The organism is Mucilaginibacter paludis DSM 18603, assembly GCF_000166195.2.
GTDB lineage: Bacteria > Bacteroidota > Bacteroidia > Sphingobacteriales > Sphingobacteriaceae > Mucilaginibacter > Mucilaginibacter paludis.
In genome coordinates this window covers 2,581,551-2,604,556 of the sequence record NZ_CM001403.1, presented here as the reverse complement: position 1 = coordinate 2,604,556, position 23,006 = coordinate 2,581,551, and the positions used below count along the sequence as shown (strand labels likewise).

General features: G+C 44.7%; 16 protein-coding genes. 7 read left to right on the top strand and 9 right to left on the bottom strand.

Going from position 1 to position 23,006, the window contains the following annotated elements; all coding sequences use genetic code 11:
* Window positions 1-332 precede the first annotated feature (332 nt).
* Together MUCPA_RS10845 and MUCPA_RS10840 are read left to right on the top strand one after the other, a co-directional pair.
* The gene (locus tag MUCPA_RS10845; protein WP_008506386.1) at window positions 333-2,732 is read left to right on the top strand and encodes a TonB-dependent receptor; all 2,400 of its coding nucleotides are present in this window, start codon (window positions 333-335) and stop codon (window positions 2,730-2,732) included.
* A 79-nt stretch (window positions 2,733-2,811) separates the two neighbouring features.
* Entirely contained in the window at window positions 2,812-3,798 is a 987-nt protein-coding gene (locus tag MUCPA_RS10840; RefSeq protein ID WP_008506385.1) for an FAD:protein FMN transferase, read from the top strand.
* Window positions 3,799-3,810: 12 nt separating this feature from the next.
* Here the strand turns inward: MUCPA_RS10840 and MUCPA_RS10835 are convergent, their stop codons facing one another.
* The 5 genes from MUCPA_RS10835 to MUCPA_RS10815 form a co-directional block, all read right to left on the bottom strand.
* Window positions 3,811-6,006, bottom strand: coding sequence for a PepSY domain-containing protein (locus MUCPA_RS10835; RefSeq protein ID WP_008506384.1), 2,196 nt, complete (start codon window positions 6,004-6,006; stop codon window positions 3,811-3,813).
* A 14-nt stretch (window positions 6,007-6,020) separates the two neighbouring features.
* Window positions 6,021-6,512 carry a DUF2271 domain-containing protein gene (locus MUCPA_RS10830; protein ID WP_233276853.1) on the bottom strand — a complete coding sequence of 164 codons (492 nt, stop codon included), beginning with the start codon at window positions 6,510-6,512 and terminating at the stop codon, window positions 6,021-6,023.
* Between the two features lie 2 nt (window positions 6,513-6,514).
* A complete protein-coding gene (locus tag MUCPA_RS10825) occupies window positions 6,515-8,110 on the bottom strand; it encodes an ankyrin repeat domain-containing protein (protein ID WP_008506382.1) in 1,596 nt (531 codons plus the stop codon).
* Window positions 8,111-8,544: 434 nt separating this feature from the next.
* A complete protein-coding gene (locus tag MUCPA_RS10820; RefSeq protein WP_008506380.1) occupies window positions 8,545-9,801 on the bottom strand; it encodes a carboxypeptidase-like regulatory domain-containing protein in 1,257 nt (418 codons plus the stop codon).
* Window positions 9,802-9,958: 157 nt separating this feature from the next.
* Window positions 9,959-10,162, bottom strand: coding sequence for a hypothetical protein (locus tag MUCPA_RS10815; RefSeq protein WP_008504097.1), 204 nt, complete (start codon window positions 10,160-10,162; stop codon window positions 9,959-9,961).
* A 74-nt stretch (window positions 10,163-10,236) separates the two neighbouring features.
* Between MUCPA_RS10815 and MUCPA_RS10810 the strand changes: the two genes are divergently transcribed.
* Window positions 10,237-11,415 carry an IS4 family transposase gene (locus MUCPA_RS10810; RefSeq protein WP_040625833.1) on the top strand — a complete coding sequence of 393 codons (1,179 nt, stop codon included), beginning with the start codon at window positions 10,237-10,239 and terminating at the stop codon, window positions 11,413-11,415.
* 324 nt (window positions 11,416-11,739) lie between these two features.
* On the opposite strand, the gene MUCPA_RS38215 is transcribed toward MUCPA_RS10810, so the two are convergent.
* Window positions 11,740-12,750 carry a hypothetical protein gene (locus tag MUCPA_RS38215; protein WP_050982075.1) on the bottom strand — a complete coding sequence of 337 codons (1,011 nt, stop codon included), beginning with the start codon at window positions 12,748-12,750 and terminating at the stop codon, window positions 11,740-11,742.
* 284 nt (window positions 12,751-13,034) lie between these two features.
* Here MUCPA_RS38215 and MUCPA_RS10800 point away from each other — a divergent pair, with 284 nt between their 5' ends.
* The 3 genes from MUCPA_RS10800 to MUCPA_RS10790 all read left to right on the top strand — a co-directional run bounded on the left by MUCPA_RS10800 (window position 13,035) and on the right by MUCPA_RS10790 (window position 16,448).
* Window positions 13,035-14,102 carry a sensor histidine kinase gene (locus tag MUCPA_RS10800; protein WP_008506378.1) on the top strand — a complete coding sequence of 356 codons (1,068 nt, stop codon included), beginning with the start codon at window positions 13,035-13,037 and terminating at the stop codon, window positions 14,100-14,102.
* Entirely contained in the window at window positions 14,099-14,827 is a 729-nt protein-coding gene (locus tag MUCPA_RS10795) for a LytR/AlgR family response regulator transcription factor (RefSeq protein WP_008506377.1), read from the top strand. Before MUCPA_RS10800 ends, MUCPA_RS10795 begins: the two co-directional genes overlap by 4 nt.
* A gap of 385 nt (window positions 14,828-15,212) precedes the next feature.
* Window positions 15,213-16,448 carry an MFS transporter gene (locus MUCPA_RS10790; RefSeq protein ID WP_008506374.1) on the top strand — a complete coding sequence of 412 codons (1,236 nt, stop codon included), beginning with the start codon at window positions 15,213-15,215 and terminating at the stop codon, window positions 16,446-16,448.
* Between the two features lie 799 nt (window positions 16,449-17,247).
* On the opposite strand, the gene MUCPA_RS10780 is transcribed toward MUCPA_RS10790, so the two are convergent.
* Together MUCPA_RS10780 and MUCPA_RS10775 are read right to left on the bottom strand one after the other, a co-directional pair.
* Window positions 17,248-17,817, bottom strand: coding sequence for a plasmid pRiA4b ORF-3 family protein (locus tag MUCPA_RS10780; protein WP_008506372.1), 570 nt, complete (start codon window positions 17,815-17,817; stop codon window positions 17,248-17,250).
* A 129-nt stretch (window positions 17,818-17,946) separates the two neighbouring features.
* Window positions 17,947-18,870, bottom strand: a complete 924-nt coding sequence (locus tag MUCPA_RS10775) for an endonuclease NucS domain-containing protein (RefSeq protein ID WP_008506371.1) — start codon at window positions 18,868-18,870, stop codon at window positions 17,947-17,949.
* Between the two features lie 776 nt (window positions 18,871-19,646).
* Here MUCPA_RS10775 and glgX point away from each other — a divergent pair.
* Window positions 19,647-21,758 carry a glycogen debranching protein GlgX gene (glgX, locus tag MUCPA_RS10770; RefSeq protein ID WP_008506370.1) on the top strand — a complete coding sequence of 704 codons (2,112 nt, stop codon included), beginning with the start codon at window positions 19,647-19,649 and terminating at the stop codon, window positions 21,756-21,758.
* A gap of 308 nt (window positions 21,759-22,066) precedes the next feature.
* Here glgX and MUCPA_RS10765 read toward each other — a convergent pair whose 3' ends face one another.
* Window positions 22,067-22,633 carry a C40 family peptidase gene (locus tag MUCPA_RS10765; RefSeq protein WP_008506369.1) on the bottom strand — a complete coding sequence of 189 codons (567 nt, stop codon included), beginning with the start codon at window positions 22,631-22,633 and terminating at the stop codon, window positions 22,067-22,069.
* Window positions 22,634-23,006 lie beyond the last annotated feature (373 nt).

The window sequence follows — 23,006 nt, the reverse complement described above, 5'->3', positions numbered from 1 at the left end:
ACCATTTCAGTAAGGTTTTCTTTCGTGGTTAAATAATACGTTAATGGAATTGTATAAAAAGGAGGGAGTGATTCCTCCTTTTTTATGGCATGCCCCCAGCTTATTCCAAATGGAGGTACATTATTCTCATGCCCCGGTAGTGCCAACTGTTAGGAGTTTCAGTTCGTAAATATGATTTTCCAGGTATAGTCAACTCATCGTTTTTGGGGCTTGAATGCCCTGTTCGATGCCATAAATTTCTTTATTTAAATTAATTCTAAATAGTTATTTGGGGTTTTGCTCGAATTATTATCTTTGCCCCATAATTGGATTTAATCTAAATAAGAACAACAATGATAAATAAGCTTTACACAATTTTTTTAATGATCACTTTTTTGCTTGCACCAACGGCCTATGCGCAAACTAATACCGGAAGCATCAAGGGGAGAGTAGAAACGAGCGATGGCAAACCGGCTGCTTATGTTAGCGTTAGCCTGGACCATACCAATAAAGGAACCAAAACCGATGAAAGCGGTAACTACCTCATTAAAGGTATTAAGGCTGGTAATTATACCATTAAAGTTTCTTTTGTAGGTTTACAAACCGAAGCACAACAAATAACCGTGGGCGAAGGTAAGCAAGCGATGTTGAGCTTCACTTTAAAAGAAAATGCATCAAAGCTTAGTGAAGTGACTGTAAGAGGCGCTAACCAGCATAACAAGCCTGTAAAAGTGGGCAAAGCAGGTTTGCGCCCGATGGATGTACCACAAAGTATCCAGGTGATAGACAGTACAGTGATTGCCGATCAGCAGGTTAACCGGTTGGCGGATGTACTGAAAAATGTTAACGGTGTAGCCTTAGGTGAAAACCGTGGCTCAGTAAACGAGGCTTTTTACGCCCGTGGTTACAGCCTGGGCAGTAACAACGTTTTTAAAAATGGTGCCCGTACTTCCATTGGAGGTGTGCCGGAGGCCAGTACGCTGGAATCAGTAGAAGTATTGAAAGGTAGCGCTGCATTGCTTTATGGCGGGGTTAGCGGTGGCGCCGTGATCAACATGGTAACCAAAAAACCAAAATTTAACTGGGGAGGCGAGGTGAGCATGCGCGCAGGTAGCTATGATTTATACAAGCCCACAATTGACATTTACGGGCCGGTTTCTAAAAGCATAGCCTTCCGTGTTATCGCCACTAAAGAAAACGCCAATAGTTTCCGTGATGTGGTAAAAACCGACCGCTTTTATGTCAACCCATCGCTTCTATATAAAATTAGCGACAAAACGGAACTGATTGTACAAGGCGATTACTTAAAAAGCAACTACACACCGGATTTTGGTATCGGAACCGTAGGCGGGAAAATTTCTCCGGTTCCGCGTAATGCCTTCATTAACGAGCCCTGGGCTTACAATAATACCAACACCGGCAGCGCCCAGGCTAACTTAACGCACAAGTTTAATGATACCTGGAAATTGAATGTGCTTGGTGCGTTCCAATCTTACAGCCGTAACTATTTTGGAGCAGAACGCCCGGTTGGTAAAGCAAACGGCATGGCTCCACGCGCACTAACCAGATCCAAATCACAGGAATATACTTATAATCAGCAGATCAATCTCACTGGGGGCATGATGACCGGATCTATTAAACACACCTTGTTGTTTGGTGCGGATGCAGATCAGTCGAGAACTACGGCCTATAGTTTTAAATATGCGACCGGAACAGCAGCCAATGCTACCGACTCGGTAAACATACTCGACCCTTCAACTTACGGAACCAAGCTTCCAATGCCGGAAACATACACCTATCAGCATACCGTAACGCCGATATGGCGCATGGGAGCCTTCGCTCAGGACTTAATCAGCCTGACCGAGCAATTTAAGGTATTGGCTGGCGTGAGATACACTTATCAGGAAACACCAAAATCCCGCACTTATGACGAAGTAACCGGCGCAGTTACCGATGCAGTTGCCGCTACAAAGGTGGATAAAGCTTTTTCGCCAAAATTTGCTTTAATTTATCAGCCCATTAAAACCTCATCGGTTTACGTGAGCTATGCCAATAATTTCACTGCAAACACTGGTGTAGATATATATAATGTACCGCTGGGCCCGTCCATCATTGATCAGTGGGAAGCAGGTGTAAAAAACGATCTCCTGAACGGCAGATTATCGGTTAATGTAACTGCTTATCATATCCTGAACAACCGTTTTGCCCAAACAGCCTTAACTACTGCAGATGGCAAACCAAACTCGGATACCAACGTTAAGGAATTCAGCGGTAAAACAGCCAGCGACGGCTTGGAAGTTGATATTACCGGCAAATTATCAGCTAACTGTTACTTCCTGGCAGGCTATGCCTACAACTATTTCCGTTATACCCAAACACTGCCTGTTACTGGTATTACAGAGGGTGAGCGTGTTATTGGAACTACCCCCCACACAGCTAACGCTACTATTTTTTATACTTTTGACAAAGGCGACATGAAAGGATTGAAATTTGGATTTTCAGGTTATTACACCGGTAAACGCAACGCCGGTTTCAATACCCTGAAGAATGGCCTGCAACGCGGTCAGCCTACTTATTTAACAGATTATGGTACGTTTGATTTTTCTGCAGGTTATACCTTCAAAAGAAAACTGTCTTTATTGGCAAAGGTATCTAACCTAACCAACGAGCTTAACTATACCGTACACGAAAATTACAGCGTGAACCCTATTGCGCCACGCATGTTTTCTACAACATTGGCTTATAAGTTCTAAAGAGATCAGTAATTCATATCAAACCGGGAGTGCTTAGCGTCCCGGTTTTTTTACGACCTTTATTTCCGGTTTCAATTTCATGAAAAATAAACTCATCCTGCTTTTTTTACTATTTACCTTAAGTACCAGTTCGCAAATACTCAGGAAACGAACAACCAAACTCATGGGTAGCCGTTGGCAAATTACGCTGGTAGCCAAAGATTCCATCACTGCAGAACAAAATATTGATACCTGTATTGCCGAAGTTAGCCGGATAGAAAATCTTATATCCGATTGGATACCCGCTTCACAGGTATCGCAGGTAAACAGTAAGGCTGGCATCCATCCTGTTAAGGTAGACCGTGAGGTTTTCCAGCTCACCCAGCGGGCCATCTATTTATCCCGCATAACCGGCGGTGCTTTCGATATCAGCTTTGCTGCGATGGATAAAATATGGAAGTTTGATGGCTCCATGACCGCTATGCCAACACCCAAAGCGATAAAAAAATCCGTTGAAAAAGTTGGTTATAAAAACATTATCCTCGATAGTGTTAACTCCACCATATTTTTAAAACTTAAAGGCATGAAAATAGGCTTCGGTGCTTTGGGCGAAGGATACGCCGCCGATAAGTGTCGTGATATGATGATAACCAGAGGGATAAATTCGGGCATTGTAAATGGATCAGGCGACATGAGCACCTGGGGCAAACAGCCCGATGGAAGCAGCTGGAATATAGGTATTACCAACCCGATGAAGGAAGATACCATTATCGCGATAGTTCCTTTACGACAAGGGGCCGTAGTAACCTCGGGCAGTTACGAAAAATTTGTTGTTTTTAACGGCAAGCGCTACGCGCATATTATTAACCCGGCCACCGGCTACCCGGCTACAGGCTTATGCAGCGTAACCGTTTTTGGCCCCAGCGCCGAAAGGGCCAACGGTTTCAGTACCTCCATGATGGTTTTAGGGAAGGATGCCGCGCTGCAGTTTATCAAAAAATTCCCCGAATATCATTACCTGATGATTACAGACAAAGGTCGCATATTTTCGTCCCCACAATTGCATTTCAGCAAACATCAATTGTAGACAGCGTAAATATTAATAACAATCCGAACGTATCCTGTCATGCGATTGATAGAAGCTGAGATCGTTATCGGTTTTTGTTTGGCATACCGTTTCAAGCAACTCCATTACGTCTTTTTGCATTGATAAAGAACCGCATATCATTACCACGCCATCGTTATTCAATACATCAGCTATCAAATCGGTATCTGTAGCTAAAAGGTGCCCCACGTACTGCTTTGGATCTTCCCGCGAAAAAGCGGTGTGGAGCTTGCTCAGTTTACCATCGGCGTGGCTTTCTTCCAATAGGTTTTGATACAGTTGGTATGATGAACTATCCCTAAAACCGCAATACAAATGGCAAGGCTTTTTTTGTATGTTCTGATTGATCATCCCTAAAAATGGCGCTATGCCGGTACCGTTTGATATCATGATAACCTCCGGTGCCTTTACAGGGAAATAGAAATGAGAATTGTTAACAATACGGGCGTTAATGATGTTGCCTGCTTTTAAACTATGTAAAAAGCCGGAGCCAAGTCCGCCCGGATATAACCTCACGCTTAAATGAATCTCTTCGTTAATGATACCAATAGAATAAAGCCTTTCGTGGTAATCGCCGGTAGGGTAAATGGCCAACAAATCGCCCGATGTTACTATTACCTTACGTTTAGGTTTTAAGGTTACCGTAAAAACGCCGTTGGTATCGTTGGTGTGGTTAATGGTCGTAACGGTAAGCTGTTGCATATCACGGTGCTTTACCGGGTTCGCTTGGGTGGTTACATCCAGTTTTATTCCCGCTTGCTGCGACCACGCTTCGGCCCATAAAGCAAAATCATCCGGCGATTTATCGTTCACCGTATGGATGTCTATCAACGGCTTGGCCCATGCTTGTTGCGAAAGCAAATAATTAACCTCAAAAGCAAACTTGCAAAAATCAGGATAGGCGTGCGAACCGAAGCCAAGTACAGCATATTTTATGGCCTTAGGCTGAGGGTGTTGTTGCAACAGATCAGTAAACCGGCGGGCGTTTGTAGGTGCGTCTCCTAAACCATAGGTGGCCGTGAGTATCAAAAAATGTTCTGCTTCAGGGAAAACGGTATATCGATCCAATTCAACAATTATTGATCTTTCGCCGGCTTTAAGTAACTGCTTTTGTACAGTCTTGGCAAAACCAAATGTGCTGCCGTTTTCCGATCCTACCAAAATAACAAAGCGGCTTTCGTTGGCTTTATACTTGTTTTTGGTACGGTTTGATAAGCGTTTCCAGGTAATGGCAAAACCCGAATAAATAAAAAAGAGAATATTAGCCGAGGCAACTGCCAGTATAATGGCCCATATGCCACTGGCACGGCCGGTATGCAGGTTAAGGCTCAGGTTGGTGAGCAATACGGCAGTGGGATATTTAACCTCGCTCAATATATCGCCTGTTACCTGGTTAACCGCTACTTCGCCTATTTTTAACTTGAGTGTATAATAATCTTCGGCATCTTCAGAAAACGGGAACTCAATTGATTCTACTTCCGATAATTTGGTCTGCTTGAAAACATCAAAATCGGATGCGTTTTTGAGCGGCTTCATCCGGATGGCGGCGAAGTCGATCTTCGGTGATTTTTCAGGAGTGCCAATCAATCCGAAACGGGCTAAAGAAAGATAGGTTCCGCTTAACGCGATGATAAAAATCGGGATCAGCGACCAGCGCCCTAAAACTACGTGGTAATACTGCGCAAAATTATCGCGGGCTATCCGGGTGAAAAAGCGTTTGAGCCCGCGCTGCCGCTGAATGATGAGAGCCGTTCCTGATATGGTGATGAGCAGCAGCAAAAAAGCTGTTAGCCCGATAAAAAAGCGCCCTGTTTCGTGTAAAAAGAGCGAACGGTGCAGGGCGGTTACCCATTCAAAAAAGTCGCTCTTTTTACCTGGAGTGCCTAATATTGCGCCATTTTGCGGATCGATAAAAGCCAGTAGCTTTTTACCCTGCGCATCGCTACCCTTAACCTGTACAAAGTGGTTGGCATCTACGGTAAGTTGGCTGATACCGGGATACATTTTGCGTAGTACCGGGATTGACTGCGCCAGTGTAATCTGGTTAATGTTGTCCGCGCGGTAGGGTTGGAGCTTCTCCGCCACGGGTTGGAAAGCCAGTATAACACCGGTAACAGCCGCCAGCGTTAATAAAATAAAAGAAGATACAGCCAAAGCTAAATGGCTGTATCTCCAGATTGAAATGGTCATAAAAATAGATGTCGTTAATTGGGGCTAAACCGCACATAGCGGATATACCCGGTGCCCTCGTTTTTTGCCGAAAGGCTTTCAGTGGTCAGGGGTATTTCCAGGTCTTTCACGTTGTAGTTTTTATCCTCTACGGCGCTCTCAAACCTTAATTTATATCCGGCGTTAATCTTGGCGCTTTCAATTTCAATCACGTTAACGCTGCGGTCGCCCCCGGTAACTGATGCACCGGTTATCGCGCTGATGTTGGTGGGTTTCTTCGCATAAAATTGATTCCATTCTTTTAAGGTTTTATACCATTTTTTATTGGAGCCCAATACATATAAGGTTTTGTCGTAAGCACCCTTGCTATCAATGAGCGAGATAACGATATAGGCGCCTTCGCCCATGTAATTGGTCATCTGGATCATGCATTTGTATTTAGCGGTATTTTGCGCATGCAGATTACCGGGCCCAGCAAACGTGAGCGCCAGGAATAAGATAGTGATTTGAAAGAATTTAGACATCATGTTTATTTCAGGAAGTTGACAGATATATTATTTTTTGAAAGCGATTCGTTTTCGCTCGCCAGGTCAAAGGCGGTTTCTTTGAAGCTGGTAACAACATCTTTTTTGGCGCCGATAGACAAAAGGTATTTCAATAGGGCATCATCTTTTGCAATTAATGCCGCCTTGTGTAACGCGGTAAGGCCCTCTTTGTTTTTAGCGTTGGCATCAATTTGAAGTGGTTCAAGGCGTTTAAGCAAAGTCAGATCGTTTTTAGCTACCGCTAAATGATACAAGGTATTGCCATCTTTTTGCGGAGCGGTTACCTTTAAGCCTTTGCTTTGCAAAATTTTAATTTTAGCGTCAAAATCTTCCGGCTTGGGCCCGTTAAAAGCGCGCTGCTCACCTTGACCGTTTGGTGTCTGTCCGTTTGGCCTGCCAGCTCCGGGGCCATTCGGGCCTCCAAAACCTTGCCCTCCAAAGCCGCCAGCTTGCGAACGGTATGATTCTACTACATAGTAAGCCAGGTTATTGCCTTTTTTATCTACTACATTCACATCAGCGCCTTTGTTAATCAAATAGCTTACCACCTCAGGAGAATTGCTGCGTACCGCCAACGTTAATGCGGTTAAGCCATTTTGATTAGCCTGGTTAATGTTTTTAACATGCGGAATCAGCATCGCCAATACAGCGGTATCCCGGTTGGCCAATGCCGCGTTCATCAATACGGTATTGCCATCCTCATCAGCTTGGTTTACATCAACGCCTTTAGATAAAAAGTATTCAATAATTTCGTTCTGCCTTTGCTTGCGTACAATGGAGTGCAACACATTTTCGCCGTTTTTAGCTAACGTAGTTGGCTTAATGTTTAAACTTTCCAAATATTGGTAAAGGGCAAGTGTTGCACCGCTGCCTCCACCACGGCGTCCGCCGCCCTGGGCCGCCATAAGCATGGCATTAGCATTTGGCTTTACGCCTTTTTGTAAAAGCGCTTTTAAAACATCAATATTACCGGCTTTTGCCGCATAACAAAATGCGTTGTTGCCTGCGGCATCGGTACTGTTCAGGTCAAGCCCTTTCGATATAAAATAATTGGTCAGGGTAAAGTCCTTGTCGTTAGCCAGGGCCAGGAGCAGTACATTGGCGCCTTCGGGACTTAGTTCTTTTTTCAGGTCGGCACCGTGAGCCAAAAACAGATCGTATATTTTGGTATTTTGCTGGCCGCTGCTGGCCGCAAACAGTAGCGGGGTAGTGCCGTGGCTGTCTTCCACGTTATATTTAGCGCCTTTGTTCAGCAGGTATTCTACCACTTCAGCGTTACCGCGGTTAGCTGCCCAATGTAAATAGGTACGGCCATCGTGAGTTAGTTTTTCTATATCGTTCCCGGGTTGGCTCAATAAGTATTCAATTGATGCTGTGGGTGCCCCGGCGTTAATGGCCAGGGTTACGGCGTCCATGCTCATGGCATTCTGTTGCGAAGGGCTGTTCCCTTTTTCAATTTCAGCTTTCACGGCATTCACGTCGGGCGAGTTTTGCCAGAAGGATTGGTCCAGCAAAGTATTCTTCTGCGCTTGCGCCATCAAAGAGCTTAAGGCAAAAATGGCAATAAATATTTTTTTCATTTTTATGAGTTGATTAGCCTGCTTCCAAAAAATAAAGGCATGCGAATTTAATAAGAATCAGTCTAAATAAAAATTGAGAATTGAAATTGATGGTGTTTTTGCCAAATCAGTTAGGCGGATGTTTTAAAGAGGATACAAACTATATCGAAACGGTAGGGAGACCGCATCTGCAAGTTTGCCTTGTATTAGAGGAAGCGCTTACCGAGCTTAGAAAACAATCCTCCATGGCTATAAACAGGATACTCCTAACGGAGTGGACTTGTTTATAGATCCGGCAGAGGCCTGCTTATAGCAATTCACTGCCGGTAAACAGGTTCCGTGGCCGTCTCTTTGATTAGCGGTAATTCAATAGTCCGACAGCGTTCTTGGTCATCTTATCCTAAAGGGGAGCCACCGGTTTTAAAAATCTAAAGGCAGCAGCGCTTGTTTAATGTTTACTTTAAAGCTTTATTAATAGTTTGCAGTTTTTTAAAAATATCTTCGGTGTTATAGTCTGATAAAAGGATATTGTAATCTTTCCAGAATTTTTCGCCCGCGTTACTATCGTGGTTATTGATGCTTTCGTTTCTGCCTAATTTGGAGCTGAAGGGTTGTTTTTGTACGGTATCTACGGCGGTTACCTGGTAGTTAAATTTAACGTTTGCCAACAAAGCAGATTTTGAATTAGGGTTCTGCACGTTTAAAACATTATCTCCGCCTACGCTGGCCAAAACCCATTTGTTGCCCACCTCCTGGTAACTCACCTCGGTATGATCACTTTCCAGCTCAATTTGAACATCACCCATCCTCATCAGCGAGCGGCTGGCAAAGCTCCCGGTTCCCAGGTCGGCCAGGCCCGTGGGGCTTAAGCCAAAATCAAAATAAATAAAGGCGTAAGTTTTGGTATCGATAAATATCCTACCGCGATAGGTGGCTCCCACTATCCCCGGCTTTTCTTTAAAATCAATCTCGTAGGCCTGGTAGCCTTTTACATCGGTAATACCGGCCACGTTAAACTGGTGGTTTTGTAAGCCTTCGTCATTTAAAAAACCGCAGGCCGCCAGGTGATTAACAATATCGTGTTCAAAAACAGAGTTGGGTTTCTGGCCCAGTTCCAGTTTGCTGAAATCACGCTCGCTTTTTTCGTTCCGTGCTTTGATCAGCCTGAACAGGTCGGCGTGTTTATCCGCATAACCAAAATTGTAAACATCAAAAACCGCTTCGGATAGCTGCAACGGGGCCGTACCGCTAAAGGTATACATGCGGTAAAAGCCGCGCAGGATATGCGGGTGGTTAATATAATTGGCTCCTATACGGTCAATGGCTTTTTGAATGATCTTGGGCGCATCGTAGTAAGCAATATTTACTTCTTTAAGTTCGGTGATGCTTTTTTCAAGTGCAATGTTCATGGTTGCACCGTTAGTTAACCCGGCTATGGCAAACAGTTTGGTTTTAAAACCAATGCACGACACCTTGAGGGTATCGTGCAGGTTATTAGCCGGAATAATGAGCGCGAACAAGCCATCGGTATTGGTGGCAGTACCAACGCCTTTACGATCAATACTGATGCTGGCCTGTCGTACAGGCTGGCCGTTTTCCGTAGCTGTTATTTTACCGCTCACGCTGATGCTGCCCGTTTGCGCTTGGGCGGCATCAACCCGCAAGATGAGTAATAGTGACGAAAGAAGGATACAAAAAAAGAGCTTATTCATGTAAGGGCGTTGGAGTTTGTATAGCAATGTTTTGAAAGGTAAAATCCCTTCCCAAACCCTCCCCGGTAGGTAGGGCTTTTAAAAAAAGTCTCCCCTACGGGCATAGGCGTCAACCTAACACCTGACATTATTGGAGAAGATGTTTGGGCGATTAATTTCACTTGTCTTTTTCTTGTTTGGGAAGATTAGTTTTGGCTTTCTTTACACGTTTTAGTACGAAGCTATTTCTATCTTCTATCAACCATTCCATTTCTTCGCCTTTTTCTAACAGGCAAGCATCGGCAACTGCTGCCGGGAAGTTTACATAAAACGATTTGGTGCCTCCTCGCTCAACTTTTTGAACTTTTACTTTATATCCCATTTTTTTTGATTAATTTACATAGTATATATACTATGTAAATATAAATTATTTTACCCATTAATCAAAAAGACATAATGAAAAAGGTCGATTTTTTAGCGTTGCTAAATGCCATGAACATTGGTGCTGATCAAATAAAGAAAATAGCAATTGATACCGGATTTCTGATACGGAAAGGTCTTATAGAGCCTGCCGATATTTTATATGCCATTTGCTGCGCGGCCACGCATGGAACGGTTAGCTTTAATGATCTGGCGGCAAAAATAGATGCGGAAACTACTGTTTCTGTAAGTAGGCAGGCAATTGCAAAAAAGACAAACAAAGAATCATGTGTGCTTTTTTTAAAAAAGATACTGGCCCTTGTTATTATCAGTAGAATCGGAAAGGAAGAAATCGATTCATTGCGCAGGGCAGGTAAATATAAGCGTGTTTTAGTGCAGGACAGCACAATCATTAAGTTGCCCCTTAGGTTGTTTGGCTTTTTTTCGGGCGTCTCCAACGCCCAGTCCAGTGTTTGTAATGCCCGGATTCAGTGTGTTTACGATTTGATAACTGAAAGCTTTATTTATTTTACCATCGATTCTTATACTAAGAACGATCAGAAAGCCGCCCCCGAATTAACGATAGAAAAGGGCGACCTTGTTATTCGGGACAGGGGGTATCTAACCCTTAAAGAAATCGAGAGGCATTGGACAGCAGAAGCGGACTGCATATACAGGCATCAGAGTAATATAGTACTTTTAGACAGCCAAACAAAAGAAAGAATTAACCTGCTCACCGAATTACAATCAAAAAAACAGCTTGATTTTGAGGTTACTTTAAATAATGAAAAAGGTACAAAAATCAGGATAGTCGCCTTGCCTGTAAGTGACGAAATTGCAAACAGGCGCAGGATGAAGGCTAAGAAAGAGGCCAAAAAGGAACCGGGTAAAGAGTGCCTGGCCCTGATGTCATGGTCCATTTTTATGACTACCATTTCCAGACAGGACGCAGATTATAACTTTCTTTTCAAAGTATATAGCCTGAGGTGGCGGATTGAAATCATATTCAAATCCTGGAAAAGTAACATGGAGTTTTCTAAGATCCATAATGTTTCGAAAAAACAACTAGTCACTTATCCTTTATGCGAGATTTATCATGATCATCATTTACATCCAGTATATCTTTTCGCCTGCCAGAATGATCATCAAAAAACATCAGAAAAGGGGCTTGAGTATGATAAAAGTAGTCCGGTATCTCATAAAAAATGCCTCTAAAATAATACAGGTCGTTAAAGCCATAGAAAGTTATAAGGGCAAGATAGGATATCATCTAATTGCTTTAGCCAGGTACTGCTCCTACGATAAAAGAGTCAGACCCAATTTTGAACAGGATTTCGATATTGCCTTTTTACCTTAGGTTGACGCATATGCCCTACGGGGGAGATTATGCACTTTAATATGTTTTTGGTGTGCATGAAAGCTCCGCTGTTTAGAGGGGCTCCGGCTTACCTGCTTTTTTCTACACACAGTATAAAGTTAAAACTTCGCTCCCTATTTTTCAATGCTACAGGATCAATTATTTATATTAAAGATGTTTTATTATTTTGCCAGAATGTATTTGCCCCAGAAATCGGTTGGTGCAAACATGTCGGCAAACCCGTTACCACCCGGACCACCACCCGGCCCACCGGGGCCGCCTGGGCCAAAACCGCCACCGTTGCCACGGCCGCCGCCACCAAAACCGCCACCACCACCACCACCACCAAAACCACCTCCTCCATTGCCACCACCAAATCCACCGCTTGGAGGGCCACCGCCACCCGGCCCACCACCAAAGCCGCCATTTGCGCCACCGCGCATATTGTCGGGGCCAAAGTTGGCCGGCATGGTTATACCATTTACTTTAATCTGGTAAGCTATCTCTTTGTTATTACCGGGGCTCAGGCTTAATAGTTTTAAGGGGATCGCCAGTTCGTAATTGTAATTGCCTGCGGCATTGTAGCCTATCGCGGCCTTAATGCCGTATTCGTTGTAAACCGAGATCAGGCTATCGGCTATGTCTTTAAATCCTAATACCCTGATTTCTTTGGCTGCGTCTATAATTTGTTTATGCCGGGCAGCCAGCATGGCCGAGTCGGGTTGGTTATTGCCGCCGCCAAATCCGCCGCGTGGGCCATCGCCGCCAGTTGGCCCGCGCTGGCCCGGGCCGTTACCGCCAAAGCCGCCACCTGGGCCACCCGGTCCACCCGGGCCTGTAGGCCTGGCTATTACGGGATAAGTTAAGCCAAAGGCGTCCTGGTCCTTCTTTTTTCCGCCCGTGTTAATCACTAAAGTAATACCACCCGCCGCGATTTTGTTACTGGTTTGAAGGTCTGTTGACCGGATAACCAGGTACAAAAATAGATCATCGTTGCTTAGGGTATAAAACAACCTGGTTTGCTTGTTATAAGCCTGGAATTGGTCGTTCCACTCTTTCAGGTTGCCGTCAACTTTAACCAAAGGCGAGCGAATGCCCTCGGTGGATTGCACATTTTTTAAACTTTTTTCCTGGGCAAGCAGTTGGCCCGTAAGCAGCAACAGCAGCATAACGGGCATCTTGATTTTTTTCATTTGAGAATCAATGGTTAGGGTTAATAATGCAATGAGTTTAAGTTTTAGCTTGTTTAGTTTTGTAAGCCAAATAAAGCGCCTGTCATCCGGATGTTAAAACCCGATAGACCATTGGCCGGAAATAATCGACGAGGCTGGGGTTAAAGCGGTTAGCTTCTGATCTATCCATAACCCTTGGCCCTCGTCGTTTAAAAACCGCGGGTGGACGATGTTTGTATCGAAATGGACGATCATTCATCCGTTGTAAATTTTGTATATTTATCATTGCAGGATAATTAAGTGCAATGAGTGTGTTAAAAAAAAACAATGTGTTTATTTTGGTCCATTTTATTTGCTGGCTCATCCTGGCGGCGGGTTTACTGTATGCTCACCCCACCGGCCCCGGCATTACCGTTACCAACGGATTTTGGATCAGGCAGATTGTTTTACTGCTGATGCTGATGGGGGTATTCTATTTAAATTTTTACCTGTTTATTCCGCGTTTGCTCAGTCGGCAACGGGTAGCGCTTTATGTCCTGGTGGCTATTGTACTGGTGGTTTCGGCGGCTTGTTTAAATAATTTTATCAACACAGTATTTAATCTCAACCCTTTTGTTTTTAATCATCCGCATCCGCCATTTCCGGATCTGCCCTGGCACCCGGATCGCCGGGCGCATTTTGATACCTTTGTGCCAGGCCTCAACCTGCTGATGATAGGCCTGGGTATCACCATCAGCTTTATTCAAAAATGGCAGCAGGAAGTAACGCTACGCCAGCAGTTAGAACAAGAAAAGGTTGCAACGGAATTAACGTTGCTCAAAGCACAGATTAATCCGCATTTTTTTTTCAATACGCTGAATACCATTTATTCCTATACCTTGTCTGATGGGGATGTGGCGCGCACCGCCATAACCAACCTATCTAAAATGATGCGCTACGTATTATACGATGCCGCCGGGCGCCAAACATCATTAACTAAGGAGATCTCGTTCATCAGGGAATATACCGAACTGATGAAATTGCGGATCGGTAAGAAAACAACGGTTTTATTGCAGATTCAGGATAATGTAACGGATGTTTTGATTGCCCCGATGGTGTTTTTGCCCTTTATCGAAAATGCTTTTAAGCACGGTGTGAGTGGTATTGCCGAAGGTTATATCAGTATCTGGATATTACAGGATGCCGGAAGCGTAGAGCTGATTGTGAAAAATACCGTTTACGAAAACCGGCCTGCGAGCGAGGAGGATAGCAACGGCATCGGCATACTCAATACCACCCGCAGGCTCGATCTGCTGTATCCGGGAAAGTACACCCTGAGCGCCGGGTTAATTGGCGAAACTGAATACCAGGCCAAATTAAAGTTGATTTTATGACACTCACTTGTATCGCTATTGATGATGAGCCGCCTGCGCTCGATTTACTGTGCCGGTTTATTGACCGTACCCCTTTTTTAAAGCTGGCCGGAAGTTTTTCAAATGCTATTGAGAGTTTGCGCTTTATCAGCGAGAATGAAGTGGACCTGATTTTTCTGGATATCCAGATGCCCGATTTGAGCGGTATCGAGTTGGCGCGTATCTTGTCGGGCCGGAATATGGGGTATACACCGGCCATCATTTTTACAACCGCGTTTGATCAGTTTGCCCTGGAAGGTTACAAACTGGATGTGGTTGATTACCTGCTGAAGCCCTTTGCTTACGAAGAGTTTTTTAGAGGCGCCAACAAAGTGCTCAATATGGCCCGGCCGAAAGCTGCCCCTTTGGAAGCGGTGCCCAAAGACGAGGATCATATTTACCTGAAGGTAGAGTTTCAAACCGTTAAGATACCCTGCGCTAATATAGCCTACATCGAGGGGTTGAAAGATTATGCCAAACTTCACCTGGTGGATACCGGGAAAAACCTGCTGTCGCTCATCACGCTGAAGGCGCTCGAAGAAAAATTACCCAAAGGTAAGTTTATGCGGATACACAAATCGTTTATTGTATCGTTGGATAAGGTGACTTCGATCACCAGGAACACGGTTTATATTGGCGATAAGATGTTTGCGGTATCTGATCAATATAAAGAGGAATTTGCAGGGTTTGTTGAAGGATGGAGGTGATTGCAGTTGGACGGCAGGAGAAGCTTTTTGCGCAAGGTGATGGATGCTGCTCCATAACGTACCCCTTTTTTATTGATAACTCAAACCCTTTGTCATTTCGATGAGGTACGAAGAGAAATCTTTTGCGCCTGCAAGCTAACCGGTTTACCTTGACTGTCAGTATTGCCCGGTTTACAGTAAACCCGCAAACGTATTTCTTTTGCCAAAAAACCTGAAGGCTTTTTGCATTCACCGTCCCGGTGATCCCCATCATTATTTAGCCAAATCCAAAAGGTGCTTTATTGTGACAATTAGCATATTTCTATAACTTAATTTTGCCCGCTCAAAAGCAGAATAATCTATTGCCGCTCCCATAACCGCGGTTGTCATCATCAAAAATAAAAACATGCTCATCACATCCAACAAAAGCATCAAGCCGAAGCACCAAAGCATATCCACCATACTGGCTTTCGCACTCATCCCTTTATCCGGCTTCGCTACTGATATTTATATCCCCTCGTTGCCAAACATGGGGCTGTCGTTGCACATCAGCAGCATGCAGGTGCAGCTTACTTTAAGTATTTTTTTAATCAGCTACGGTGTATCCCAACTTTTTATCGGGAGCATCCTGGATAGCTTCGGCCGGTATAACCTGAGCTTAATGGCGCTCGTTATTTTTGTGATCTCCAATATCATTATCGCCCAAACACACAACATTTACCTCATTTACCTGATGCGGGTTATCCATGGCATTACGGTGGCTATTATTGTGGTAGCCAAAAGAGCTTACTTTGTTGATGTTTTTACCGGCGATAAGTTAAAGCACTATTTAAGTATTTTTACCATCATCTGGTCAACCGGGCCCATTGTGGCGCCGTTTATAGGCGGCTACTTACAAAGTGTTTTTGGCTGGGAATCCAACTTTTACTTTTTAGCGCTGATGGGGGCCGTTTTAGCGGTGCTGGAATTTATTTTCAGTGGCGAAACTCTCAAACTTACCACCGAGTTTAAACTAAAAAGAATTGCCCGTATTTACCTTGAAATGATCACTACCGCCAGTTTTACCCTCGGCTTATTGATGCTCGGTTTGGCTTATGCTATGGTGATGGTGTATAACATGTCGGGGCCGTTTATCGTAGAGCACCAGTTGCAACTGGGTCCTGTTGCTGCCGGGTACTGCTCGCTGATCTTGGGGCTGGCCTGGATGGTTGGGGGCTTTATTGGCAAGGCAACTATCGAGCGCCCTTTTTATAAAAAAATGGTGATCAATATCGGCCTGCAAACAGCCTTCGCCCTGGGCATGATCATCAGCCTGGGTTTTATCGTTAACCTGTATACCTTGCTGTTCTTCGCTTTCATTATTCACGTGGCTGCGGGGTATACTTACAATAACTACTTTACTTACAGCATGCGCAAATTTCCTAAAAACGCCGGTATTGCAGGTGGTTTAACAGGAGGTGTTGTTTATATCATGGTGTCGTTTTTAAGTTATGCCATCATCTCGGTTTTCCCGGCAAAGGATGAGCGCAACCTCAGTTATGGCTATCTGATCCTGATTGTGTTATCAGGATTGGTGATGTTCTGCATTTCACGCATCCGGAAGGTAGAAACAGGTATATCGGTAGCTGAGGTGCATGGTTAAGGCTGTTGATGGGTATCTGCTCGCCGGTTTGTTATAGTAACGTTTATTCAAGTTGTTGATTGTTAATGCGGTTTTTTGAATTGCCACTTGTCGGTGTCCTCACCGATAATTTATGGAACGATGCTTATAATAACGTTCACGTGAGTTGTTGATATTAATACATCCCCCTCTCCGCCATGTCATCCCGACGGTAGGAGGGACCTTTTGCGCGCATTAAGTATACAGTATATGGGGTGTGCTGATTGTCAATACGCCTATTTTGCGTCGACAATCAGTATTCTTAATTTAAGACATCGGCCCGCTCAATCGCCGCGGAAGAGCTTGTCACTTTTTGTCTTGATACAAAAAGTAACCAAAAAAATCAAGACTGCCCGATCCTTCCCCCCGCAAGGCCAAACCCGGCCCGGCGTGCAGTCGGGGCCTTTGCCCGCTTTTCCCTGTGCGACAGACAAGATCACGAAGGTTCAAACGTCATCCCTGTTTTTTCCGGCTGAACGGATCGAATACGCCATGACGCTCGGAGATCAGGGTAAGTTTTTTCATAATCAGCTAATTAACAAATTGTTATGGAGAGGAGACGAAGCAATCTCTATGCTATACAGGGCGAACTTACAGAGCGGCTCTGCCTCAGTGCGATTGCTTCGTTCGGCAACGGCATAGTTTAAGATGCTTTTCAAAACATCATCTCCTATTTTTTCTGGCTGGCTGGGCCTGTTACTATTAATTACTTGTCCCTTTGCCAGGTTTGCCCGGTGCGTGCAGTCTACAATCACACATCAATTTAGCTCCGAGGAGCGCGTCATTCTATAAAGGCATGTAGCCTATCGTTAGCCTCTTTGACATCAAAAGCATTTACGTCCCATTTCTTTTTACTGCCAAGCATGCCTAACCATTCCCTCATTTCCCTGTATTCGGCATGTTTCGGGTTGCTCAATATCTCCACCATTCTATAGTAACCGCCTATGCCCCCGCAATCTTCTGGCGGGCAGGCACCTTCGCCGCCGGTACACATGGGGAAGAGTACTTCGTCATCCAGTATTTTTTCCAGCACGATGGTATGCATCCAGCTGTCGCCAAAGTCGTAGATGTAGGTAAACTTTTGCTTGGGTGCCTTAAATATTTCCGACACGGCAACCTCATCGCTGTCTTCGGCGTCCATATCGTCGGTAAATTCATCAATTACCGTGTAGCTGGGCTGTGAACCCCAGCTTTTTGGACAAAACTGGTATAAATGGCAGTTCTCCCAGCCAAAAGCAGCTTGTATACACAGGTGGAAGATGTGCAGGCTGATATCGTCGGGTACAAGCAGTGTGCGCCAAACTTTAGGGTCGGCAGTATGGTTTAATGTTATTTTAAATTGGAAAGCCATATTGGGGTGGGTTTGTTGGAAGATTTTTTGTTATTAATTAAGGCGTGCTGCAAGCCCAAAAAAGGGGCGTATTAACTTGAAAAAAACTTAAAAATATTGGTTGAATAGTATTTTGTATTTTCTAAGCAGCTAAATCTTAAAGAGTTTAAAGTTAATTTCATACCTAAAAAACTCAATATTTGATGTGACGGCTAAAGCACGTTTAATTCTGAGATCATTTTCCAAGGCAATGATTACACCCTTGACAATTTGCCCGGGCTCTGCCAGTTCTTCCTTTACATAGCCCATGTAACGCTGTATTTGTCCAACAACGCTGTCGCTTGCCCTGCCCTTTTTTAATTCGACAACAAGGAGTTCTTTTTTGTCCTTGCTGATGGCCAAAATATCTATCGGTCCCGTATCACTTGGATATTGCTGGCCCACTTTTTCACCATCTTCCGTATAAATGTCGTATGTTTTTCCAAGTACGGTATTAGACCAGTTTGAAACTAAAAAGTCTTCGAGGTACTTTTCCAAAACAAAAACAGAAAGGTCTTCAATCGTTTCATCTTTCAGTACCGTAGGCGACATTTGGCCTGACAAGAAAGAATCGATCTCAGCACCATACTTCGTCACGTTGCTTACCGTACCGATCGAACCGGAAGAATTTTTTAAAGGCTCGCTCATTTCGGCCCTGTCGATCAATGTATTAAACCAGGACACAGTACGACGATGCGGTAATATTTCGCCAGGGTGATAGGCATAATTATCCATGATCTCACCAACCATATAACTGCCTGAACCATTAGGGCACAACACAATATCGCCTTTTACCAATCCCTTTGTAATAGTATGCAAAGCTCCGCAAGCTAATCCGGCGGTGACTTTACTTTTATCGGGATTTTCTTTAAGGTATACCGGGATGAAGGCATGATTAAAATCGCGCCAGTTCTCGGGAAGTTTACCAGTCAGGTCGATATTTTCTAAAAAATCCGCTCCAATAAAATTGCCGGCAAAACATTCGGCGGCGTATATGCTTTTTTTGCCGAGCATAATGCGGTAATAAGTTTTCATGGCGTTGGCTTGTGTTTAATTTTCTGGCAATCCGTTGGTGTAAGTATCAATAAATCCAAGTACTTTGCTAATTACCCGCTCAACTACTGTTTTAAGTTCCCATAGTTTTGGTTTTTTTAAGTTCTTCTGCCTCTTCAACTAATCGCAGTTTTCCGAAAGAATTTCTCGATCTCTTACTTTTTAACTGTTGCTCGATCTGCCCGTCGAAGATAATAAAACGCTCCAAAGAGTTGTATATAATTTTATGGCATTGACAGTTTTTTCCAACCGGTTGCCGTAAATGTCATTACTTCAAAGAATGAAATCAATTACCTCAACCAGTTCCCTTACTTTGAAGGCTATTGTCAAGTTATCAGCACAAAAATATTCCCCTCCCCAAAACAAAACTTTCAATTTGTCCTTAACTAATTAACTTAAAATTAAATTAGGCGACATCAACTTAACCAAAGCATTCTTTTTAAAGCGATTTAATAAGCCTATTGATAAAAGGGCATACATCAATACTAAAACAAATTTTTACCCTATCGGTTATTATTGCCGACGGAAAAGAATAAAATATTCGTGTATTAAAGATGAGGCTGGCTTTCCCCCGTATTGCCCTTGCATGGGTTATCCGATTTGGGGAATCTCCGGAACGGGATGATTAGCCCGGCAATGCGATGCTGGTCATGCTGGCCGATTTTGATGAGTTCAGTGTATACAGCAGCCGAAAAAAATGACAGCCCTCTTCCAAATTAAACAGGAAGCGGTCATTAACAAAATTAAAAAAACATACAATGGATATTAAAATGTACTCGGGCAAGCCATTTCCGCTGGGTTCAACCTGGGATGGCGAAGGTGTTAACTTCGCCATCTATTCGGAAAATGCCACTAAAATAGAATTATGCCTTTTTGATGCCGATAAAGAAACGGCCAGGCTTGAGCTCAGAGAGAGCACTAACCAGATATGGCACTGCTACCTGCCGGATGCAAAGCCGGGGCAATTGTACGGTTACCGGGTATCTGGGCCTTATGAGCCTCAAAATGGCCACCGCTTTAACCCGAATAAGCTGCTGATTGATCCGTATGCCAAGGCGATTTCGGGCACTATTGATTGGGACGATGCTTTATTTGGCTACGAGATGGGGCATCCCGACGAGGATTTGAGTTTTAGCGAACTGGACAGCGCACCTTATATCCCGAAATCGGTAGTGATTGACCCCAACTTTAACTGGGAAGACGACGAGAGCCCCAGCTTACAATACTACAATACCGTAATTTACGAAACGCATGTTAAAGGGTTCACCAAGCTGCAACCCGGTATTCCCGAAGAGATCAGGGGCACTTACGCGGGTATAGCGCACCCGGTTACCATTGCTTACCTGAAGGATTTGGGCATAACGGCCATCGAGCTCATGCCTGTACACCACTTCGTATCAGACAGGTACTTAAAAGAAAAAGGTTTAACCAATTACTGGGGATACAATACCATAGGCTTTTTTGCGCCCGATGCACGCTTCTCATCCAGCGGGGTGCAGGGGCAGCAGGTTAACGAGTTTAAAAACATGATTAAGGAGCTGCATAAGGCGGGTATCCAGGTGATATTAGATGTGGTGTACAACCACACTGCCGAGGGCAACCAAATGGGGCCAACCCTGTCGTTTAAAGGTGTGGATAATGCCGCCTACTACCGCTTAACAGACGACAAGCGTTATTATAACGACTATACCGGTACCGGCAATACGCTGAATGCCAACCTGCCATCGGTACTACGCCTGATGATGGACAGCCTGCGTTACTGGATAACGGAAATGCATGTAGATGGTTTCCGTTTTGATTTGGCGGCCACGCTGGCGCGCGAGCTGCACGAGGTGAACCGCCTGAGCGCCTTTTTTGATATCATCCACCAGGATCCGGTTATATCGCAGGTTAAACTGATTGCCGAACCCTGGGATATTGGCGAGGGCGGTTACCAGGTGGGTAAGTTTCCGCCGGGATGGGCTGAGTGGAACGGGAAATACAGGGATTGCATCCGCGATTACTGGCGAGGTTCGGAAAATTCGCTGGCCGAGTTTGCCGACCGTGTTACCGGCAGCGCCGACCTGTACCAGGATTACCGCAGGCCAACGGCGAGCATTAATTTTATTACCGCGCATGATGGCTTTACGCTGAACGACTTGGTATCGTATAACGATAAGCATAACGACGCTAACGGCGAAGACAATAACGATGGCGAAAGCAACAACCGATCCTGGAACTGCGGTGCCGAGGGCCCTACCGACGACCAGGGTATCAGGGACCTGCGCGAAAGACAGAAAAAAAACTTCCTGGCAACGCTGTTTCTTTCGCAAGGCGTACCCATGTTGGTGGCTGGCGACGAAATTAGCCGTACGCAGCAAGGTAACAACAATGCTTATTGCCAGGATAACGAGATCTCATGGCTCAACTGGAATGATGTAGACCAGGATTTGCTGAAGTTTACTCAAAAACTAATCAAGCTGCGCAACGAGCATTCGGTATTTTCGCGGAAGAACTGGTTTAAAGGTGTGCCGGTAAAGGATAATGGCATTGAGGATATAGCCTGGTTTTTACCCGATGGAACAACCATGACGGAGGAACACTGGAACCAGAACTACGCCAAATCGGTAGCGATATTTTTGAATGGTAAGGGCCTGCACGCCATGGATTCGAAGGGTAACCCGGTTGTGGATGATAGTTTTTACGTGATATTTAATGCTCACTATGAGGCTGTAAGCTACCAGATACCCGGAGAGGGTTATGGTAATCAATGGGATTTGGCCGTTGATACCAGTCAGCCTTCGGGCAGTGAACAGGAAAAACAATATCAAGCCGGTGAAACCATTCAGGTTGAGGGCCGGTCGGTAGTGGCATTACAGCATAAGCGTTGAGTTTGCTCAACGCTTATGCTTGTGGGTAAAACGGAAGCAATGAAATTAAAAATTAGTCATGCGGTCAATCAAACTCCGTTAGCAAAGTAGTAGATACCTTACCTGTGAAATGTTTTGGTACATGATTTGACAGGGTACCAGGCTGAATGCTTCATGTGATTAAGTTAAGCCGTTTTGCACGCAGAGACGCTAAGGCGCAAAGTTTTATGTCTCGTCTCTTAGCGTCCTGTCGTCTTCGCGTGAATCTTTTATGTTTCATGAGCAGTTCTTAACTTAATCACATTGGCTGAATGCCTCCGGTGAAAGTGCTAACTCCGGTCGTTTTGTGGGAAGATACGGATCACCTTAACGTATCTTGCCTCGTAATACGGATGATGAAAATCGGTTTCAACCACGCTGTTACCTTTGCCGGATGTGGCATGCATAAACCGGAGCGGCTCGCCTGGCAGCGATGAAATAATCCCCATATGGCCCACCACCCGCGCTGTACTATCGGTGCCGGTGAACAGGATCAGGTCGCCCAGTTTAGCATCTTTCAGGTCTACGGGGTGCTGCACGGGCGTAAAGTCTGCCGAGGTACGGGGCACCATAATGCCAAAATGATTAAATACATAGGTAACAAAGCCCGAGCAATCAAAACCCAGTTTCGGGTCGATAGAGCCGTAATGGTATGGCGTACCTGCTAAGGAGCAGGCAAAATATACCAGTTGGGCCGGGCTGGTTTTACCGGTTTCAATTTGGGTAATGTGCTCCGCCTGGTAAGGTGTTAATGCTTGGTGCGAAGTAACCTGCTCACTGTTATTCTTAGCCGACTCCTTACAGGCGAAACAAGATATCGCCAGGGCAAAGCAAATTGATTTTGATAACTTGTTCATTATGGGGTATATGCAAATTCTTTGCCATAGTTTGAACTGCAGGAAAAAAACAGAAATGACCTGAAGGCTGGCGTATAAACTCCTTCCTGGAGATTCACGCCAAGGCGCTAAGTATCAATGTATAAAAACTTTGCGTCTTGGCGTGCAAAATCCTTTCGTGCTGTAAGTACGCTAACATTAAGTAAGCAGGTCGGGCAGGTTGCAGAGTTCGTCGCGCGCAGAAACACACCCCTTGCAGCCGCACAGCCTAACCCGCCCTGCTCTCAAGAGGGGAATTAAACAAACGGCTCATTACCAATAAAATAAATAAAAAAAAGCGGCTGGAAAGCGCGATTCCCCTCTTGAGAGGGGCGGAGGGGTGTGTTCTATGCGA

Coding starts and splice junctions, on each gene's coding strand:
- MUCPA_RS10845 (WP_008506386.1), top strand. CDS start 333: ATGATAAATAAGCTTTACACAATTTTTTTAATGATCACTTTTTTGCTT.
- MUCPA_RS10840 (WP_008506385.1), top strand. CDS start 2,812: ATGAAAAATAAACTCATCCTGCTTTTTTTACTATTTACCTTAAGTACC.
- MUCPA_RS10835 (WP_008506384.1), bottom strand. CDS start 6,006: ATGACCATTTCAATCTGGAGATACAGCCATTTAGCTTTGGCTGTATCT.
- MUCPA_RS10830 (WP_233276853.1), bottom strand. CDS start 6,512: ATGATGTCTAAATTCTTTCAAATCACTATCTTATTCCTGGCGCTCACG.
- MUCPA_RS10825 (WP_008506382.1), bottom strand. CDS start 8,110: ATGAAAAAAATATTTATTGCCATTTTTGCCTTAAGCTCTTTGATGGCG.
- MUCPA_RS10820 (WP_008506380.1), bottom strand. CDS start 9,801: ATGAATAAGCTCTTTTTTTGTATCCTTCTTTCGTCACTATTACTCATC.
- MUCPA_RS10815 (WP_008504097.1), bottom strand. CDS start 10,162: ATGGGATATAAAGTAAAAGTTCAAAAAGTTGAGCGAGGAGGCACCAAA.
- MUCPA_RS10810 (WP_040625833.1), top strand. CDS start 10,237: ATGAAAAAGGTCGATTTTTTAGCGTTGCTAAATGCCATGAACATTGGT.
- MUCPA_RS38215 (WP_050982075.1), bottom strand. CDS start 12,750: ATGAAAAAAATCAAGATGCCCGTTATGCTGCTGTTGCTGCTTACGGGC.
- MUCPA_RS10800 (WP_008506378.1), top strand. CDS start 13,035: ATGAGTGTGTTAAAAAAAAACAATGTGTTTATTTTGGTCCATTTTATT.
- MUCPA_RS10795 (WP_008506377.1), top strand. CDS start 14,099: ATGACACTCACTTGTATCGCTATTGATGATGAGCCGCCTGCGCTCGAT.
- MUCPA_RS10790 (WP_008506374.1), top strand. CDS start 15,213: ATGCTCATCACATCCAACAAAAGCATCAAGCCGAAGCACCAAAGCATA.
- MUCPA_RS10780 (WP_008506372.1), bottom strand. CDS start 17,817: ATGGCTTTCCAATTTAAAATAACATTAAACCATACTGCCGACCCTAAA.
- MUCPA_RS10775 (WP_008506371.1), bottom strand. CDS start 18,870: ATGAAAACTTATTACCGCATTATGCTCGGCAAAAAAAGCATATACGCC.
- glgX (WP_008506370.1), top strand. CDS start 19,647: ATGGATATTAAAATGTACTCGGGCAAGCCATTTCCGCTGGGTTCAACC.
- MUCPA_RS10765 (WP_008506369.1), bottom strand. CDS start 22,633: ATGAACAAGTTATCAAAATCAATTTGCTTTGCCCTGGCGATATCTTGT.